Source organism: Streptomyces umbrinus (assembly GCF_030817415.1).
Taxonomy (GTDB): domain Bacteria; phylum Actinomycetota; class Actinomycetes; order Streptomycetales; family Streptomycetaceae; genus Streptomyces; species Streptomyces umbrinus_A.
In genome coordinates, this window is the sequence record NZ_JAUSZI010000002.1 from 2,650,086 (window position 1) to 2,668,355 (window position 18,270).

At 69.2% G+C, this 18,270-nt stretch carries 15 protein-coding genes; 7 read left to right on the forward strand and 8 right to left on the reverse strand.

The window, feature by feature from the left end:
- Window positions 1-5: 5 nt before the first annotated feature.
- Complete coding sequence (locus tag QF035_RS12130) at window positions 6-155, reverse strand: hypothetical protein (RefSeq protein ID WP_307520181.1); 150 nt, start codon at window positions 153-155, stop codon at window positions 6-8.
- A 320-nt stretch (window positions 156-475) separates the two neighbouring features.
- Between QF035_RS12130 and QF035_RS12135 the strand changes: the two genes are divergently transcribed.
- The 3 genes from QF035_RS12135 (at window position 476) to QF035_RS12145 (ending at window position 7,041) form a co-directional block, all read left to right on the forward strand.
- Window positions 476-3,391: a glycoside hydrolase family 48 protein gene (locus tag QF035_RS12135; protein ID WP_307520182.1), complete on the forward strand. Its 2,916-nt coding sequence runs from the start codon at window positions 476-478 to the stop codon at window positions 3,389-3,391.
- Between the two features lie 213 nt (window positions 3,392-3,604).
- On the forward strand, window positions 3,605-6,277 hold the full coding sequence (locus QF035_RS12140) for a cellulose binding domain-containing protein (protein ID WP_307520183.1): 2,673 nt from the start codon (window positions 3,605-3,607) through the stop codon (window positions 6,275-6,277).
- A gap of 200 nt (window positions 6,278-6,477) precedes the next feature.
- Window positions 6,478-7,041, forward strand: coding sequence for a hypothetical protein (locus QF035_RS12145; protein WP_307520185.1), 564 nt, complete (start codon window positions 6,478-6,480; stop codon window positions 7,039-7,041).
- Window positions 7,042-7,123: 82 nt separating this feature from the next.
- Here QF035_RS12145 and QF035_RS12150 read toward each other — a convergent pair whose 3' ends face one another.
- Together QF035_RS12150 and QF035_RS12155 are read right to left on the reverse strand one after the other, a co-directional pair.
- Entirely contained in the window at window positions 7,124-9,034 is a 1,911-nt protein-coding gene (locus tag QF035_RS12150) for a rhamnogalacturonan lyase (RefSeq protein ID WP_307520186.1), read from the reverse strand.
- A gap of 91 nt (window positions 9,035-9,125) precedes the next feature.
- Window positions 9,126-10,115, reverse strand: a complete 990-nt coding sequence (locus tag QF035_RS12155; protein ID WP_307520187.1) for a helix-turn-helix transcriptional regulator — start codon at window positions 10,113-10,115, stop codon at window positions 9,126-9,128.
- Between the two features lie 62 nt (window positions 10,116-10,177).
- Here QF035_RS12155 and QF035_RS12160 point away from each other — a divergent pair, with 62 nt between their 5' ends.
- The gene (locus tag QF035_RS12160; RefSeq protein ID WP_307520188.1) at window positions 10,178-10,813 is read left to right on the forward strand and encodes a hypothetical protein; all 636 of its coding nucleotides are present in this window, start codon (window positions 10,178-10,180) and stop codon (window positions 10,811-10,813) included.
- Window positions 10,810-11,280 carry a hypothetical protein gene (locus tag QF035_RS12165; protein ID WP_307520189.1) on the forward strand — a complete coding sequence of 157 codons (471 nt, stop codon included), beginning with the start codon at window positions 10,810-10,812 and terminating at the stop codon, window positions 11,278-11,280. The genes QF035_RS12160 and QF035_RS12165 overlap by 4 nt, the downstream gene beginning before the upstream one ends.
- Here QF035_RS12165 and QF035_RS12170 read toward each other — a convergent pair.
- A complete protein-coding gene (locus tag QF035_RS12170) occupies window positions 11,255-12,013 on the reverse strand; it encodes a class I SAM-dependent methyltransferase (RefSeq protein WP_307520190.1) in 759 nt (252 codons plus the stop codon). The two genes, QF035_RS12165 and QF035_RS12170, sit on opposite strands and share 26 nt — an antisense overlap.
- 8 nt (window positions 12,014-12,021) lie before the next feature.
- Entirely contained in the window at window positions 12,022-12,327 is a 306-nt protein-coding gene (locus QF035_RS12175) for a 4a-hydroxytetrahydrobiopterin dehydratase (RefSeq protein WP_307520192.1), read from the reverse strand.
- 156 nt (window positions 12,328-12,483) lie between these two features.
- Between QF035_RS12175 and QF035_RS12180 the strand changes: the two genes are divergently transcribed.
- A complete protein-coding gene (locus QF035_RS12180; protein WP_307520193.1) occupies window positions 12,484-13,347 on the forward strand; it encodes a helix-turn-helix domain-containing protein in 864 nt (287 codons plus the stop codon).
- Here the strand turns inward: QF035_RS12180 and QF035_RS12185 are convergent.
- Window positions 13,329-13,763: a hypothetical protein gene (locus QF035_RS12185; RefSeq protein ID WP_307520194.1), complete on the reverse strand. Its 435-nt coding sequence runs from the start codon at window positions 13,761-13,763 to the stop codon at window positions 13,329-13,331. The two genes, QF035_RS12180 and QF035_RS12185, sit on opposite strands and share 19 nt — an antisense overlap.
- A 213-nt stretch (window positions 13,764-13,976) precedes the next feature.
- Between QF035_RS12185 and QF035_RS12190 the strand changes: the two genes are divergently transcribed.
- On the forward strand, window positions 13,977-14,840 hold the full coding sequence (locus QF035_RS12190) for a helix-turn-helix domain-containing protein (protein WP_307520195.1): 864 nt from the start codon (window positions 13,977-13,979) through the stop codon (window positions 14,838-14,840).
- Between the two features lie 99 nt (window positions 14,841-14,939).
- On the opposite strand, the gene dnaK is transcribed toward QF035_RS12190, so the two are convergent.
- Together dnaK and QF035_RS12200 are read right to left on the reverse strand one after the other, a co-directional pair.
- Window positions 14,940-16,850, reverse strand: a complete 1,911-nt coding sequence (gene dnaK, locus QF035_RS12195; protein ID WP_307520196.1) for a molecular chaperone DnaK — start codon at window positions 16,848-16,850, stop codon at window positions 14,940-14,942.
- Window positions 16,851-17,029: 179 nt separating this feature from the next.
- Window positions 17,030-18,244 (reverse strand): esterase-like activity of phytase family protein, encoded by a 1,215-nt coding sequence (locus QF035_RS12200; RefSeq protein WP_307520197.1) that lies wholly within the window; start codon window positions 18,242-18,244, stop codon window positions 17,030-17,032.
- Window positions 18,245-18,270: the final 26 nt, after the last annotated feature.

Consider the following 18,270-nt stretch of genomic DNA (forward strand, 5'->3'; position numbering starts at 1 on the left):
GTGTCCTATCCGTCTAGGGAGCGCGGACGTTCGCGCAGCCCGATGCCGTACGACGGCGTGGGAGTGCCGTCGTCATGGGGGATGAGGGTGAGCTCGGAGCACTCCACCGGGCAGGCGGGCGCGACTCCCGAAGCCGTGCAGCGACCGACGCGCATGCGGTGTCCATGACAGAGATCCGCAGCACCGGCCACTAAAAGAGATGAACGCGGGGGGTGTCGCATGAGCGACTCCTTGCAGCTCTGACACGTCGTGACGGACGTGTCGACTGATGGAACCGCTCCCACTGGTGCCGATGAAAGTAGCGCCAAGTGTTGGTAAAGGACAGAGGAATTGCACTCTTGATCTATCGAATCATTTCGACTCTTCAAGCACCTTGACCCCTTCGACCCTCATCCCCACTATGGGAGCGCTCCCACTGGTTCAAGGCTTGTTGCCCCTCCCCCCATCTCCGAGCCGCATGGAGAGGAACCAGAACATGGCACCCAGACCCGGACGCCGCCTCGCGCGGCGGATGTGGACCGCCGTGGTGGCGGCCCTCGCCCTTCCGTTGACCACACTGGCGACCGGCGTGACCCCCGCTCAGGCGGCGGCCGTCCAGTGCAGCGTCGACTACAAGACGAACGACTGGGGCTCCGGCTTCACCGCCGAGCTCACCCTCACCAACCGCGGCACGGAGGCGATCAGCGGCTGGGCCCTGACGTACGACTACGCGGGCAACCAGCAGCTCAGCAGCGGCTGGAGCGGTACGTGGTCGCAGTCCGGCAGGACGGTCACCGCGAGGAACGCGTCCTGGAACGGGACGATCGCGGTGGGTGCCGCGGTGACGACCGGCGCCCAGTTCACGTACAGCGGCACCAACGCCGCGCCCACGTCCTTCGCGATCAACGGCACGGCCTGCACCGGCGCCCACCAGCCGCCGATCACCGTGCTGACCAGTCCCACCGCGGGCGCCGTGTACTCCCAGGGCGCCGCGGTCCCGCTCGCCGCAACCGCCGCGGCCGCGGACAACGCGACGATCAGCAAGGTCGAGTTCTACGACAACACGACACTGCTGGGCACCGACACGAGCTCGCCCTACTCGCTTTCGGCCTCCGGCTTGACCGTGGGCAGTCATTCGCTGCTCGCGAAGGCGTACGACAGCCTGGGCGCGTCGGCGGAGTCCACACCGGTCGGCATCACGGTCGCCTCGGGTCCCGCCGTGGTGGTCTCGCCGGCCCAACTGGGCGTCCAGCAGGGCAAGACGGGCACGTACGACGTGAAGCTCTCGACCCAGCCGTCGGCGAACGTGACCGTGGCGACCGCTCGGGCGAGCGGCAACACGGGCCTGTCCGTCACCGGCGGGGCGTCGCTCACCTTCACGCCGTCGAACTGGAACACCGCCCAGAAGGTGACCGTCACGGCCGCCGCCTCGGGCACCGGTTCGGCGACCTTCGAGTCGACGGCCACCGGGCACGCGAAGGCCGCGGTCACCGTCACGCAGCTCGCCGCGTCCAAGGAGTACGACGCCCGCTTCCTGGAGCTCTACGGGAAGATCACCAACCCGGCGAACGGCTACTTCTCACCCGAGGGCATCCCGTACCACTCGGTGGAGACGCTGATCGTCGAGGCGCCCGACCACGGCCATGAGACGACGTCGGAGGCGTACAGCTATCTGCTGTGGCTCCAGGCCATGTACGGCAAGGTGACGGGCGACTGGACCAGGTTCAACGGGGCCTGGGAGATCATGGAGAAGTTCATGATCCCCACGAAGGCCGACCAGCCGACGAACTCGTTCTACAACGCGTCGAAACCCGCGACCTACGCGCCCGAGCACGACACCCCGAACGAGTATCCGGCGCAGCTCGACACCGGTGTATCGGTCGGCCCCGACCCGATCGCCGCCGAGTTGAAGAGCGCGTACGGCACGGACGACATCTACGGCATGCACTGGCTGCAGGACGTCGACAACGTCTACGGGTACGGCAATTCGCCCGGCAAATGCGAGGCGGGTCCGACCGACACCGGCCCCTCGTACATCAACACCTTCCAGCGCGGATCGCAGGAGTCGGTGTGGGAAACAGTGCCGCAGCCGACGTGCGACGCGTTCAAGTACGGCGGCACGAACGGGTACTTGGACCTGTTCACCAAGGACGCCTCGTACGCCAAGCAGTGGAAGTTCACCAACGCCCCGGACGCCGACGCGCGGGCCGTGCAGGCCGCGTACTGGGCCGACATCTGGGCCAAGCAGCAGGGCAACGGCTCCGCCGTCACGGCGACCGTCGGCAAGGCCGCGAAGATGGGCGACTATCTCCGCTACTCCATGTACGACAAGTACTTCAAGAAAATCGGCAACTGCGTGGGACCGTCGACCTGCCCGGCCGGCACCGGCAAGGACGCCTCGCACTACCTGCTGAACTGGTACTACGCGTGGGGCGGCGCCACCGACGCCTCGGCGGGCTGGGCCTGGCGCATCGGCTCCAGCCACACCCACGGCGGCTACCAGAACCCGCTCGCCGCGTACGCGCTCAGCTCGTACGCCGATCTGAAGCCCAAGTCGGCCACAGGGCAGGCGGACTGGGCCAAGTCCCTCGACCGGCAGCTGGAGTTCTACCGCTGGCTGCAGTCCAGTGAGGGGGCCATCGCGGGCGGCGCGACCAACAGCTGGCAGGGGCGTTACGCGACGCCGCCTTCCGGGACGCCGACCTTCTACGGCATGTTCTACGACGAGAAGCCCGTCTACCACGACCCGCCGTCCAACCAGTGGTTCGGCTTCCAGGCGTGGTCGATGGAGCGGGTCGCCGAGTACTACCAGCAGACGGGTGACGCGGACGCCAAGGTCGTCCTCGACAAGTGGGTCGACTGGGCGCTGTCCAGGACCACGGTCAACCCGGACGGCTCCTTCCGCATCCCCAACACGCTCCAGTGGTCGGGCAAGCCCGACACCTGGAACGCGTCAAGCCCCGGTGGTAACACGGGACTTCACGTCACCGTCGCCGACTACACGGACGACGTCGGTGTGGCGGCCGCGTACGCCAAGACCCTGACGTACTACGCCGACCGCTCCGGTGACGCGGAGGCCGCGACCACGGCCAAGGCGCTGCTCGACGGCATGTGGGAGAACAACCAGGACGCGCTGGGCATCGCTGTCCCGGAGACCCGCGCCGACTACAACCGCTTCGACGACGGCGTGTACGTCCCGAGTGGCTGGAGCGGCAGGATGCCGAACGGCGACACGATCAACTCGTCGTCGACCTTCGACTCGATCCGCTCGTTCTACGAGGACGATCCGGCCTGGTCGAAGATCGAGGCGTATCTGGCGGGCGGGGCCGCGCCCTCGTTCACGTATCACCGGTTCTGGGCCCAGGCGGACATTGCTCTCGCGATGGGCTCGTACGCGGAGCTCCTCGAATAGCCCCGTTGCTGCTCCGCGTGGCGCCCCGCGGATTGGGCGGTACGAAGGCTGCGGGCCTGATGTGGCTGGTCGCGCAGTTCCCCGCGCCCCTGAGGGGCGCGGGGCGCCCAGAGCTTCGCGTGCGCCGGGCCGGACGGCCCCAACCCCACCGGGGCCGTCCGGTCCACACGCGCCTTTCGCGTCTTCTTCCCCCCACGCAAGGAGAGGGTCACCGTGCGAAGAACCTCCGTCCTCATCGCCGTGCTCGGGCTCGCGGCCGGGCTGCTTGCGGGTGTGCCGCCCGCGCTGGCCGCGCAGCCCGCCGAGAAGGCCGCGCCTTCGGCGTCCATCGCCGCCGACACGTACACCTGGAAGAACGCGCGCATCGACGGCGGCGGGTTCGTCCCCGGCATCGTCTTCAACCGGTCCGAGAAGAACCTCGCGTACGCCCGGACCGACATCGGTGGCGCCTACCGCTGGCAGGAGTCGTCGAAGAGCTGGACCCCGCTGCTCGACTCGGTGGGCTGGGACCGCTGGGGACACACGGGCGTCGTGAGCCTGGCCTCGGACGCGGTCGCGCCGAGCAAGGTGTACGCGGCCGTCGGGACGTACACGAACAGCTGGGATCCCGGGAACGGGGCCGTGCTCAGGTCCTCCGACCGGGGCGCGACCTGGCAGAAGGCCGATCTGCCGTTCAAGCTGGGCGGCAACATGCCCGGGCGCGGCATGGGCGAACGGCTCGCTGTCGACCCCCACAAGAACAGCGTGCTGTATCTGGGCGCCCCGAGCGGCAAGGGACTGTGGCGGTCCACGGACTCGGGTGCCTCCTGGTCGCAGGTGACGAACTTTCCGAACGTCGGCAACTACGTGCAGGATCCGACCGACACGAGCGGGTACGCCTCCGACAACCAGGGCATCGCCTGGGTGACCTTCGACGAGTCGACCGGCACGGGCTCGAACGCCACCGGGACCCTCTACGTCGGTGTCGCCGACAAGGAAAACGCCGTCTACCGCTCCACCGACGCGGGCGCGACCTGGTCCCGTCTCGCCGGGCAGCCCACGGGACACCTGGCCCACAAGGGGGTCCTGGACGCGGCGAACGGCTACCTCTATCTCGCGTACAGCGACAAGGGCGGCCCGTACGACGGCGGCAAAGGTCAGCTGTGGCGGTACGCGACGGCCACCGGCACCTGGACGAACATCAGCCCGGTCGCGGAGGCCGACACCTACTACGGCTTCAGCGGGCTGACGGTCGACCGGCAGAAGCCGGGCACGGTCATGGCGACGGCATACAGCTCCTGGTGGCCCGACACACAGATCTTCCGTTCCACGGACAGCGGCGGAACCTGGACGAAGGCCTGGGACTACACCTCGTACCCCAACCGCTCGAACCGCTACACGATGGACGTCTCGTCCTCGCCGTGGCTGAGCTGGGGCGCCAATCCGTCGCCGCCCGAGCAGGCTCCCAAACTGGGCTGGATGACCGAGGCGTTGGAGATCGATCCGTTCAACTCGGCCCGGATGATGTACGGGACGGGCGCGACGGTCTACGGCACCGAGAACCTGGGCCAGTGGGACAGCGGCGGCCAGTTCACCATCAAGCCGATGGTCCAGGGCCTGGAGGAGACGGCCGTGAACGACCTGGCCGCTCCCCCGTCCGGCGGGGCCCAACTCCTCAGCGCGCTGGGCGACATCGGCGGCTTCCGGCACACGGATCTCACCAAGGTCCCCTCGATGATGTTCACTTCGCCGAACTTCACCACGACGACGAGCCTCGACTTCGCAGAGTCCAACCCGGGCACGGTGGTGCGGGCCGGCAATCTCGACTCGGGTCCACATGTGGCGTTCTCCACGGACAACGGCGCCAACTGGTTCGCAGGCACTGACCCTTCGGGGGTGAGTGGCGGTGGCACGGTCGCGGCGGCGTCCGACGGCAGCCGCTTCCTGTGGAGTCCGGAGGGCGCGGGCGTCCACTACGCGACGGGCTTCGGCACCTCGTGGTCGGCGTCGACCGGCATCCCGGCCGGTGCGATCGTCGAGTCGGACCGGGTCGACCCGAAGACCTTCTACGGCTTCAAGTCCGGCAGGTTCTACGTCAGTTCGGACGGCGGTGCATCCTTCACGGCCTCGTCCGCGACCGGGCTGCCGAGCGGCGACAGCGTACGGTTCAAGGCGCTGCCGGGTACGAAGGGTGACGTGTGGCTGGCGGGCGGCGCGAGCGACGGCGCGTACGGGCTGTGGCACTCCACGGACGGCGGTGCGACCTTCACCAAGCTGTCGGGCGTCGAGCAGGCCGACACGATCGGCTTCGGCAAGGCGGCGGCCGGCGCCTCCTACCAGACCCTCTACACGAGCGCGAAGATCGGCGGCGTACGCGGCATCTTCCGCTCCACGGACAAGGGCACGACCTGGACCCGCATCAACGACGACGCACACCAGTGGGGTTGGACGGGCGCGGCCATCACCGGTGATCCGCGCGTCTACGGGCGCGTGTACGTGTCGACGAACGGGCGGGGCGTCATCTACGGCGACTCGTCCGACACGGACGGCGGGGGCGGGGGCGGCGGCACGGACCCGACACCGACCGGCGCCTGCGCGGTGACGTACAAGATCACGAACCAGTGGTCGGGCGGCTTCCAGGCGGACGTCCAACTCAACAACACCGGCTCAACCACCTGGAACGGCTGGGCACTTGGCTGGTCCTTCCCCAACGGCCAGGGTGTCACCCAGGTGTGGAACGCCGAGCACACCCAGTCCGGAGCGGCGGTCACCATGAAGAACCTGGGCTGGAACGCGAATGTCGCGGCCGGTTCCTCGGTGAGCTTCGGCTTCACGGGGAGCTGGTCGGGGACGAACGGGACTCCGGCGGCGTTCAGGCTCGGCGACCAGTCCTGCACGGTGACCTGACAACCGGGCCGGACGAACAGGAGGGCGCGGGCCCGACAGGGCCCGCGCCCTCCTCGTCTGCTCGACGGCCGCGGACATCGTGCTCGACGGCCGCGGGCATCAATTGTTCACATCACAACCAAGTGACCATCCATGCACATCCCTCACACTTTCTTCACTCCTCCCGTTACGGTCATTCCTCCACAACCCCGGGGGGAACCATGTCTTTCGGACCGCCACCGTCCACGCCTCCGCAGCCGCAGTGGGGCCCGCCCCCGCAGCCGCCCGCACCTCCCCGGCCGGGCTGGGCGCGCAAGCGCATCGTGATCCCCGCGGCAGTCGTCCTGTTGCTCGTCGGGGCCGGCATCGGAGCGTCCGGCGGGGAGGACTCCGGCAAAGAGGCGTCCGCACGGCCGACCGTCACCGTGACCGCCGGCGGGGCCGAGCTGAAAGCTGACGCCGAACCGGCACCGGAGGTCACTGTCACCGAAACGAAGACCGTGACGGCGAAGCCGTCGAAGAAGCCCGAGCCGAAGGTCGCCACCATCCCCGGCGACGGAACCTTCGTCGTCGGGGACGACATCAAAGCAGGCACCTACAAGACGGCTGGCGCCGAGGATTCGGTGATCCCGAACTGCTACTGGGCGCGACTGAAGGGCACGTCGGGCGACTTCGAGGACATCATCACCAACGGCAACGTCGAGGGCCCCACCACGATCACCATCTCCAGCAGCGACGGGGCGTTCCAGTCCACCGGATGCAAGACGTGGAAGAAGGTCGGCTGACGGACCGTACGCGAGTTCGGCGGCCGTCCCATGAGCTCGGACGGCCGCCCCTTCATGTCACCCTGGAACCCGTTTCAGCAGGTCACGGCGTGTAGACCGTCGGCCTGGGTGCCGTCGGCATGCCGTTGCCGATGAAGAAGCTCGGGTGGGGCGGCTGGTTGTACGCGGTGTTCTGCCATGCGATGCCCGTGCGGTACATCGTGTCGTGGAGGAGGCTAGTGATCTTTGTGGTGGTCTCGTTCGGGGTGGAGTAGATGCGCAGGGCCGTGTTGTCACTGGTGGCCCAGACGACCTCCTCGCGCCAGTCGCCGAAGAGGTCGCCGGACAGCGCCGGCGTCGCCTTGGTGCCGTTGTTGGAGTGGACCGAGGAACCGGTCAGCAGGCGGGTCTCGCCGGATGTGCCGTACTTGTCGATACGGGTGCCGTCCAGGAGTTCGCGGGTGGTGTCCCCGTCCCACCAGGACAGGAAGTTGACGGAGGACGGCTCGCGGCCCTTGGTGGCGCCGGACTCGTCGCGGATGTTCGTGTCGGAGGCGGACCACATCTCGGCGCCGTCGTTGCCGGCGTGGATGTCCCCCGCCACTCCCCGGCCGTTGTCGCAGCAGGCGGCGAGCTGCCAGCGGATCGCGCCGTTGGCGGGGTTGATGTACAACTCGGCGGGCTGGGAGGTGGATTCGGAGACCTTGAAGTACTCAAGGCCCGACGTCCCCGGGTCGAGGTCGCCCAGGTGCTGGGCGTCGCCGTGCCCGGTCTTCGTGGTCCACAGGCCGTTGCCGTTGTCGTCGACGGCCATCGCCCCGTAGACGATCTCGTCCTTGCCGTCGTTGTCGACATCGCCGACGGACAGGCTGTGCGAACCCTGGCCGTCGAAGCCCTTGCCCGTGTTGGTCGAGGAGTTGGTGTCGAAGGTCCAGCGCCGAGTGAAGGCACCGTTGCGCCAGTCCCAGGCCGCGATCACCGAACGCGTGTAGTAGCCGCGGGCCATGACGAGCGAGGGCCGGGCGCCGTCCAGGTAGGCGGTACCGGCGAGGAACCGGTCCACGCGGTTGCCGTACGAGTCGCCCCACGACGAGACCGTGCCGCGCGCCGGGACGTAGTCGACGCTCTGCATCGCCCTGCCCGTCTGGCCGTTGAACATGGTCAGGTACTCGGGCCCGGCGAGAACGTATCCGCTGGAGTTGCGGTGGTCGGCGGAGGAACTGCCGATGACCGCGCCCGTTCCGTCGACCGTGGCGTCGGCGGTCTTCGCGGCCACCTCGGCCTTGCCGTCGCCGTCGTAGTCGTACACCTGGAACTGCGTGTAGTGCGCGCCCGAGCGGATGTTCCGCCCCAGGTCGATGCGCCAGAGCCGGGTGCCGTCGAGCTTGACGCCGTCGATGATCGTGTTGCCGGTGTAGCCGGACTGGGAGTTGTCCTTGGCGTTCGTCGGCTGCCATTTCAGGACGAAGTCGAGCGCGCCGTCGCCGTCGAGATCGCCGACCGAGGCGTCGTTGGCCTCGTAGGTGTACGCGACGCCGTCCGGGGTGGTGCCACCGGCGGGCGGGGTGATGGGCACATCCTTGTATCCGGTACGGAACTGGATCGCGTGCACCGAGTCACCCTGCTCGACGCCGCCCACGACCGCGCGGACCGTGTAGTCGGCCTGGGAGGGCGCACCGGAGTGGAAGTAGTTCGTCGAGCCGGTGACCGGGGTCGAGTTGACCTTCGTACCCGCCCGGTAGACGTTGAACGCCACGTCGTTCGGGTCGGTGCCGAGCCAGCGCCAGCTGACGAGGTTGCCGGCGTCGGTGTGGACGCTGACCACACCCCGGTCCAGCTTCTCGACCTGGCGCGCGGTCGCGGCATGGGCCGGAGTCGCGGTGAGCGAGGTGAGACCTGCGGCGGCGAGGGCCCCGGCGACGACGGTGGTGAGGAGAAGCCTGGTCCTGCTGCTGGTCCTGGTCCTGCTGCTGGTCCTGGTCCTGCTGCTGCGTCTGCGTTGCGGGTGCTGCACAGTGACGTACCTCCCTGGGAGGGGCAGACGGGTTCTGCTACCTCAGTTGCCGCTGGAGGCACGGGAGTTGCCGCGATTCAGCAAGCGCTGTCTATGCGTCGTACGTGCGGGATTCGTTGTGCGTAGGAGATACGTCGTACGTACGGGACAGGGCGGCGATCGTTCCGGCGATGCGGTCGCGCAACTCGGCCGGTTCCAGCACCTCGACGTCCGTGCCGAGACGAAGGAACTCGCCGTGTGCGTGGTCCACGGACTCGATGGGGACGGCGGCCAGGGTCCAACCGTCCGCGCCCGTACGGCCGTTGGCCCGCACGGCGTCTCCCGCCGGTCCGGTGAGGCGTGCGCCTGGGGCCAGCCGGACCACCGCCTCGCCCCGGTGGAGCCGGTCGTGGAAGTCGCGCTGGTACGCCGTCCAGTACGCGGCGAGGTCGAAGTCGTCGGGGCGGGTGAACCCCTCGCCGGACGCGGCCAGTTCGAGGATCTGGTCGACCCGGAACGTACGCGGTCCGGGGCCCGCGACGACGTACCACCGGCCCGCCTTGAGGACCAGGCCGTACGGTTCGAGGCGGCGTTCCACGTCGGTGGGCTCGCGCCAGCGGCGGTACAGGACGTTCAGGACGCGGCTGTTCCAGACCGCGTCGGCGACGGCGGGGAGGTACGGGGCTCCCCCGCTGTCGGTGTCGGCGTACCAGCCGGGCGCGTCCAGGTGGAAGCGGCCGCTGATGCGGTCGGCGTGCTCGCGCAGCTCGCGTGGGAGGGCGGCGCGCACCTTGAGCTGGGCGGCGGCGAGGACCGGGCCGAGGCCCAGTTCGGCGGCGGGTCCGGGCGCGCCCGCGAGGAACAGGGCCTCGGCCTCGCCCGCGGTGAGGCCGGTCAGCCGGGTGCGGTAGCCGTCGAGCAGGCGGTAGCCGCCCGCGTGTCCCGCGTCGCCGTACAGCGGGATGCCGGCCTCGCTCAGCGCCTCGACGTCCCGGTAGACCGTGCGCACCGAGACCTCCAGCTCCTCGGCGAGGTCGGCGGCGGTCATCCGGCCCCGGGTCTGGAGGAGCAGAAGAATCGAGACGAGGCGGGCTGATTTCACCTCCCCAGAATGTCAGGCTTCACTGACAGAAGGTGTCAGTGAAGCCGCCCTAGCGTCCTCTCATGACCTCCAAGAGCCCCGAGAGCCCCGAGACCTCGAAGAACTTCGCGGAGAAGCTGCTGACCGTGCCGCCGCCCATCGAGGTGGCGGGGCGGCGGATCAAGCGCTACCACGTGACCGCCGACCCGGCGGGGATCGCGCCCGACGTCCAGGAGGCGGCGTACGCGATGCTGCCCAAGCTGCTGCCGGAAGCGAGCGGGCAGAGCCGCAGGGGTGCGCCGGTGTCGAGCGGAGGAGCGCGCGGAGGCCCGGAGGGTCGAGCACGGTCGTCCGCTCGACACGGGCTCTGGCGCCCCGGAGGCGGAGCCAATCAAGACAGCACGCCGCCCGCGACGTTCGTCGTGCTGCACCGGGGCGCCGACGACGGTGCCTACCTGAACGCGTACAGCTGGGTGTGGGACAACGTCCTGCACTTCAAGGGTGCCTCGGCGGGCCAGCCGGTGCTCGGCTGTCCGGACCGCGACCCGACGCACTTCATCGCCCCCGACCTGCCGTGGATCGGCTGTGTCTGGGAGCTGCCGCCGATCCTGCACGAACGCGACGCCTGGGTACGGCACATGCTCGCGCCCGACGCCCCCGACCTAGACGCCTACATGGCCGACTGCCTGTCCGAGGGCACGACTGGAGACCGTTCATGAACACGCCGCACGACTTCGACTTCTTCGTCGGCGAGTGGGACGTGGCCCACCGCCGCCGCACCGACTTCCTGGACCCCGGGAGCGACTGGGAGGAGTTCCCGGCCACCAACCGTTGCTGGAGCCTGTTCGACGGGGCAGGCAACATCGACGAGATGGACGTGCCCGGCCAGGGGTGGAAGGGGCTGACCCTGCGGCTGCGCGACCGCGAGACCGGGCAGTGGTCGCTGAACTGGTCCAGCAGTCGCAGCGGCCGCCTGTTCCCGCCCGTGATCGGCCGATTCACGGACGGGCGGGGCGAGTTCTACGGCGACGACACCCACGACGGCAAGGACGTACGCGTGCGGTTCGTGTGGTCGGGGATCTCGGCGACCACGGCCCGCTGGGAGCAGGCGTTCTCCGTGGACGGTGAGAAGACATGGGTGACCAACTGGGTCATGGACTTCACGCGCCGGTACGGGGTGGGCTGAACGCCGGCCCCGGCTTCCGGAACGCCCGCAGCTTGAACTTCGGGTCCGGGCGCGGGACATGCTGGTCCGGCAGCTGTTCCAGGCGTTGCGCGAGTTTCTCGGTGAGGGGCGCGCCCGGGGGCAGCAGCGAGTACCAGCCGCGCCGTACGTCGGCGGCGGCCCGTGCCGGAGCCCGGCCCTGGCCGTAGCCGCGGAAGCACGCCCGGCCCGCCGGGATCAGGGCCTGCCGGTCGGCGAAGGACCCCACGAGGTCGTCGCGGTCCCGGGCCGCGCGGCGCGGGCGCGGGGCCATCACGGCGTCGATGTCGCTGCGGACGTCGTGCGAGGCTGCCTTGTCGACGGTCGTGACGAAGACACCGCCGGGCCGCAGCACCCGGGCCGCCTCGGCGACGACCCGCTCCGCGTCGTCCAGCAGGTGCAGCAGCCAGACGGCCGTCACAGCGCCGAACGAGGCGTCGGGAAAGGGGAGTTGGCGGGTGTCCGCGAGGACCACACGGCCGGGTACGCGCTCGGCGGCCCGCCGCAGCATGCCATACGCCGCGTCGGCGCCCGCCACGTCGAGACCGGCCTCCGCGAGCCGACGGGTCACGATGCCGGTGCCGCAGGCGATGTCGAGGAGGTTGCCCGTGCCCTCGGGGATCAGTCCGAGCACGGCGCTCGCGGCCGCGGCGGCACGGGGTTCGCCGCCGCGGGACACGTCGTACCGCTCGGCTTCCTTGTCGTAGTCGAACACCAGTGGGCTCAATGTGCGCCGTGCCCGGCGGCGAGGTCCTCGACCCGGCGTGCCAGGTCGAAGTCCAGCTCGGTGACGGCTCCGCCCACGCTGTGCGTGTTCACGGTGAGGGAGACCGTGTGGTAACCGAGCGTGAGGTCGGAGTGGTGGTCCAGCTCGTCCTGCACCTGGGCGATGTGCACGACCAGCGCGGCCGCCGCGAAGTGCGAGCCTAGCTGGTAGGAGCGGGCGATCCGTTCTCCGTCCAGGGACCAGCCGGGCAGCTCCGCGAGCCGGTCCTCGATCTCCTTCTGCGACAGCGGTGCAGGGGGCATGATCGCGCTCCTTCCATGATGTCCGGATCTCTTCAGCGTGCCACAGTCCGGCCGTCCCGTCCCTGGTCAGGCGCGTCCGGCGCAATGGGCGGGGTAGGCATTCGGCCGCTCGGCGGCTCATCGACTCCCGGGGCGCGGATCGACTACGGTCGGTGCATGACCGCCGCCGCGTCCGCTTCCCCGTCCACCAGTACGCCGGCTGCCACGTCCGCCAAGGGCGTCGGTCCGTTGCTGCGTGGCTGGCGGGAGCAGCGTCGGGTCAGCCAGCTGGAGCTGGCTCTGCGGGCCGGGTCGTCGGCGCGGCACATCAGCTTCGTCGAGACGGGCCGCTCCCGGCCGAGCGAGGAGATGGTGCTGCGGCTGGCCGAGCACCTGGACGTACCCGTGCGGGACCGCAACGCCCTTCTGCTGGCGGCCGGTTACGCCCCCCGCTATCCCGAGACCCCGCTCGACGATCCGGCGCTGGACGCGCTGCGCGAGGGTGTGGTGCGGCTGATCCAGGGCTACGAGCCCTATCCGGCGTTCGTGGTGGACGCGACGTACAACGTGGTCGCCGCGAACAGGGGCATCGCGATGCTGCTGGACACCGTTCCCGAGCACCTCCTCGCCCCGCCGCTGAACGCGATGCGGCTGACGCTGCACCCGGAGGGTCTGGCGCCGCGGATCCGCAATCTGCGGGAGTGGCGCGGCCATCTGCTGGCCCAGATGGAGCGGGACATCGCCCTGCGCCGTTCCGAGCCGCTGCGTGCGCTGTACGAGGAGGTGGCGGCGTACCCGTATCCCTCGGAGGGCTCCTCGGAGGGCTCTCCCGGGAGCGGGAGCGACGAGGGGACCGGGGAGACCGTCCCCTACTTCGCCCTGCCGATGCAGATCGAGCACGACGGACGGGTGCTGTCCTTCATCTCGTCCATCTCGACGTTCAACACGCCGATGGACGTGACCGTCGCCGAGCTGGCCATCGAGACGCTGCTCCCGGCCGACCCGGCTACGGTCAAGTACCTTCAGTCGCTGATGTCCTGAGGTCCCGTCAGCGCTCGCAGCGCCACGTACTGCGCCAGCGCGAACCCCGCAACGACCAGTGCCTGCAAGGGAATCCACACCGCTCCCGTGGTGCTCGGCGACAGCCACACGGCGAGCGCGACGAAACTCAGCACCGCCCAGGCGAGGTTGATCTCGATCACGGCCCGTACCGGGAGGACGGGCGACTGCCGACGCGAGGCCAGCCACGCGACACCCGCCGCGTACACCGTCAGAACCAGGCCGAGGGCCGGCAGCAGCCCCGAGTCGATATCGAGCAGCCGCCCCAGCGGTCCGGACGCGACGAGGTAGGCGACGCCGTTCACGCCGGTCACCGCCGCGTCGAGCGCCAGGAAGCGGCGCAGCATGGTCTGCGGCTCGGTGGTGCGGGCCAGGGCGGCGAACTGGGTTGTGGACATGGCGGATCACCCTCCGTCGAGGTCGTGGCGGAATAGTGGGACCCGGTTTCCGGACCGGAGTGCGCCGGCCCGGAAACCGGTACACCCACCATGGCGTGCGCCTCGGGTGACGGTCGATTACCGCCGAGGTAATGACAACGCTCCGGATCAGGTGAGGGTTGAGCGGGAACATGGCACACTTCTGGCCATGCTCGGCGCGTGGGGAGGCGTGGCGTGAGTGAAAGGCGTCCTGCGCCGACCGTGGGGCAGGTGGTGCTGGGTAGACGACTGCAGGAGTTGCGCGAGGCGTCCGGTCTGAAACGGGACGAGGCCGCGCGGATCCTGCGGGTCACGGGCGCGACCATCCGCCGGATGGAGATGGCCGAGGTCGCGCTGAAGATTCCGTACGTCCAGGTGCTCCTGTCGACGTACGGCGTGCCCGACGAGGAGATCGCGGCGTTCGTCCGGCTGACCGAGGAGGCGAACCAGCCAGGCTGGTGGCAGCGCTTCCACGACGTCCTGCCGGACTGGTTCAGCCTGCATGTGAGCCTGGAGGGCGCGGCCTCGATCATCCGGTCGTACGAGCCGCACTTCGTGCCCGGGCTGCTGCAGACCGAGGACTACGCGCGTGCGGTCCTGGAGGCGGGCACGGTCGGGCAGACCGGGCCCGAGGAGATCGAGCGCCATGTGTCCCTGCGGATGGCCCGGCAGAAGCTGCTGACCGGGGAGAACCCGCCCCATCTCTGGGTGATCATGGAGGAAACGGTCCTGCGGCGGCCGGTCAGTATCCGCTCCGAGGTGATGGCGGAGCAGCTCGACCATCTGCTGGAGGCGGTGGAGAGCGACCGCGTCACGCTGCAGATCGCCGAGTTCGCGGCGGGGCCCCATCCGGGGACGTACGCGCCGTTCGTGCTGTTCCGCTTCGCGGAGCCGGAGTTGCCGGACATGGTTTACACCGAGTATCTGACCGGGGCGCTGTATCTCGACTCTCGTAACGAGGTGGCTGCGCATTTGGAGGTGCTGGACCATATGACTACCGGGGCGGCGGGTGCACGGCGGACCGCGGAGTTGATTCGGGCGCGGCGGGCCGACTTCTAGGGTGTGGGGCTCACTGTTGTTTGTTGGGTGACGGCCGTCTTGGGCTGGGCGCGCAGTTCCCCGCGCCCCTGAGGGGCGGCCCTCAGGGGCGCGGCGCCATCAGGTCGGGGTGTCCTTTGTGGTGTTGCCGGGCTTGCCCTCCGTCGGGTCCTTCTCGTCGTCGACGATTTCCGCGTCGACCACGCCCTCCTCGTCGTTCGGCGGGGTCTGCTCGGTGCCGGGCTGGTCCTGTGGGGGTGGGGGTGACTGCTGGGCCTGGGCGTACATGGCCTGGCCCATCTTCTGGCTGACGGTGGCGAGTTTCTCGACGCCGGTGCGCAGGGTGTTCGTGTCCGTGGTCTCCCGTTGCTCCAGGAGGGCCTTCAGCTCGGTGATCGCGGACTCGACCTCCGTCTTCGTGTCGTCCGACGGGATGCGTTCTTCGTTCTCGCGGATGAACTTCTCGGTCTGGTAGACGAGTTGCTCGGCCTGGTTGCGGGTCTCCGCGGCCTCCCGGCGCCCCCGGTCCTCGTCGGCGTACTGCTCGGCCTCGCGCATCATGCGGTCGATGTCGTCCTTGGGGAGCGCCGAGCCGCCCGTGACGGTCATCTTCTGTTCGCGGCCGGTCGCGAGGTCCTTCGCGGAGACGTGCATGATGCCGTTGGCGTCGATGTCGAAGGCGACCTCGATCTGCGGGACCCCGCGGGGCGAGGGCGGCAGGCCGGTGAGGTCGAAGACGCCCAGCTTCTTGTTGTAGGCGGCGATTTCACGCTCGCCCTGGAAGACCTGGATGCCGACCGAGGGCTGGTTGTCAGTGGCGGTGGTGAAGATCTCCGAACGCCTCGTGGGAATGGTCGTGTTGCGCTCGATGAGCTTGGTCATGATGCCGCCCTTGGTCTCGATGCCCAGGGACAGCGGGGTGACGTCGAGGAGCAGCACGTCCTTCACGTCGCCGCGGATGACGCCCGCCTGGAGGGCCGCGCCGAGGGCCACGACCTCGTCCGGGTTGACGCCCTTGTGCGGGTCCTTGCCGGTGAGTTCCTTCACCAGCTCGGTCACCGCGGGCATCCGGGTGGAGCCGCCGACGAGGATGACGTGGTCGACCACCGAGAGCTTCACGCCCGCGTCCTTGACCGCCTGGTGGAAGGGGTTCTTGCAGCGGTCGAGCAGGTCGGCGGTGAGCTCCTGGAACTGAGCACGCGTCAGTTTCTCGTCGAGGTGCAGCGGACCTTCGGCGGAGGCGGTGATGTAGGGCAGGTTGATGGACGTCTCGGTGGACGAGGACAGCTCGATCTTGGCCTTCTCCGCGCCCTCGCGCAGCCGCTGGAGCGCCATCTTGTCCTGGCCGAGGTCGATGCCGTACGAGCCCTTGAAGCGTTTGACGAGGTGCTCGACGATCCGGTGGTCCCAGTCGTCGCCGCCCAGTTGGGTGTCGCCGTTGGTGGCCTTGACCTCGATGACGCCGTCGCCGATCTCCAGCAGCGAGACGTCGAACGTGCCGCCGCCCAGGTCGAAGACGAGGACGGTCTGCTCCTCGCCGCGGTCGAGTCCGTACGCGAGGGCCGCGGCCGTGGGTTCGTTGATGATCCGCAGGACCTTGAGGCCCGCGATCTCACCGGCCTCCTTGGTGGCCTGACGCTGGGTGTCGTCGAAGTAGGCGGGCACGGTGATCACCGCGTCGGTGACGTCCTCGCCGAGATACGCCTCGGCGTCCCGCTTCAGCTTCTGGAGCACGCGCGCGGACAGCTCCTGCGCGCGGTAGCGGGTGCCGTCGACCGTGCCGCTGTCGGGGAACCGCCAACTCGGGTCGCCCATATGCCGTTTGACGGAGCGCGCGGTGCGCTCGACGTTCGTCACGGCCTGCCGCTTGGCGACCTCACCCACCAGGACCTCGTTGTTCTTGGCGAAGGCCACCACCGAGGGGGTGGTGCGCGCGCCCTCGGCGTTGGCGACGACCGTGGGCTCACCCCCTTCCAGGACAGCCACCACCGAGTTGGTGGTACCGAGATCGATCCCGACCGCACGTGCCATGTCCGTCCCCTTCCGCCCGGGCCCTAACGCCTACCATCACAAAACTTGAGTGCCTTCCTGTCAATGGGGCGGGTACCCCGGACGGAACCGGACGACGCCCCCGGGCGACGGCTCCCGGACATGCCGATGCCGCGGCCCGAAGCAGTTCGGGCCGCGGCATCGGCGGCGGGGCCGCGCCCCTAGCGCAGTGCGCGCTTGTCCGCCTTCAGGCTCTGCGAGAGCCGGATGGTGATGAACTCGTTGTTGTCCGCCTTGCCCGGCGTACGGCCGGAGGAGAACGGGAAGTTGTTGTCGTTCAGGACGGCCAGCGTCCGGTCGTCGAGGAGAACCACGTCCTCGATCGTGGTGAACGGGAAGGTGAAGGTCTCGCCGAAGCCACCGAGGCCCTTCGGGTTCGCGATGTTCATCAGGTCGGCCACGAGGGTCTTGTCCATGGCCCCGTCGCCGTTGCGGTCGCGGGTGTCGGCGAGGTAGATCCGCTTGAACTTGGCGTCGGCGCCCTGGCCGCCGTCACGCTCGATGACGAGGAAGCGATTCTTGTCGACGGCGATTGCGTCACCGATGGCGTTGGCGGGCGACTCCGGACGGTAGATGAAACGCTTCCCCGTGTAGTCCCGGGTCTTCAGGTCGAACTCGCTGAAGCGCAGGTCGCCGGGGGTGTCACCGTTGACCGTGCCTTCGAGGAGCGGGTACAGGTGACGGCCGTCGACCGAGCGGACCATGCCCTCGAAGCCCTTGCTGCCACCGATGGTGGGCTGGGCGCCGTTCAGATACGGGTTCTCCGGCGCCCGCACTCCGTCGAGCGGGATCGGGGCTTCGAGAAGCTTGCCCTTCGACGAGAAGTGCAGCAGGAACGGGCCGAACTCGTCGCCCAGCCAGTACGAGCCGTCGTACGCCCGCACGATCGACTCGACGTCGAAGTCGGCGCCGGTCAGCACCCGGTTGGCCCGGGTGAGCGGGAACGGCACCTTGCGGTACGGGTCGCTGAGGTCGAAGCCGCCCCGGACCTTGACCTTGCCGGTCTTCGTGTCCGGCGCGACGCGGTGCACGCGCAACAGGAAGTCGGCGCTGTTGGCCTTGCCGCCGTAACCGTTGTCGGACAGCACGTCGTAGCTGCCGTCGTGACGGTTGACGGCGCCGCTGAAGCCCTGGACGGGCTGGTCGGCGAACGGGCCGGTGATGCCGTTGAACGGGCCCGCTCCGATGGCCGAGCCGGACGGCTCGCTGTTCGGGACGAACGTCTCGGCCGGAAGCGAGGCGAAGCCGGTCAACTTGGCCTGGCCGAAGGCCGTGGTGGCCCGACCGTGGTCCTTGGAGTCGCGGTCGGCCACGGCGGGCGACGCGAGTCCGACGGTCAGCGCGACAGCGCCGGCCGTGATCGAAAGTCTCTTCATGGCCCGCACATTAGGGAGCCCGGGTG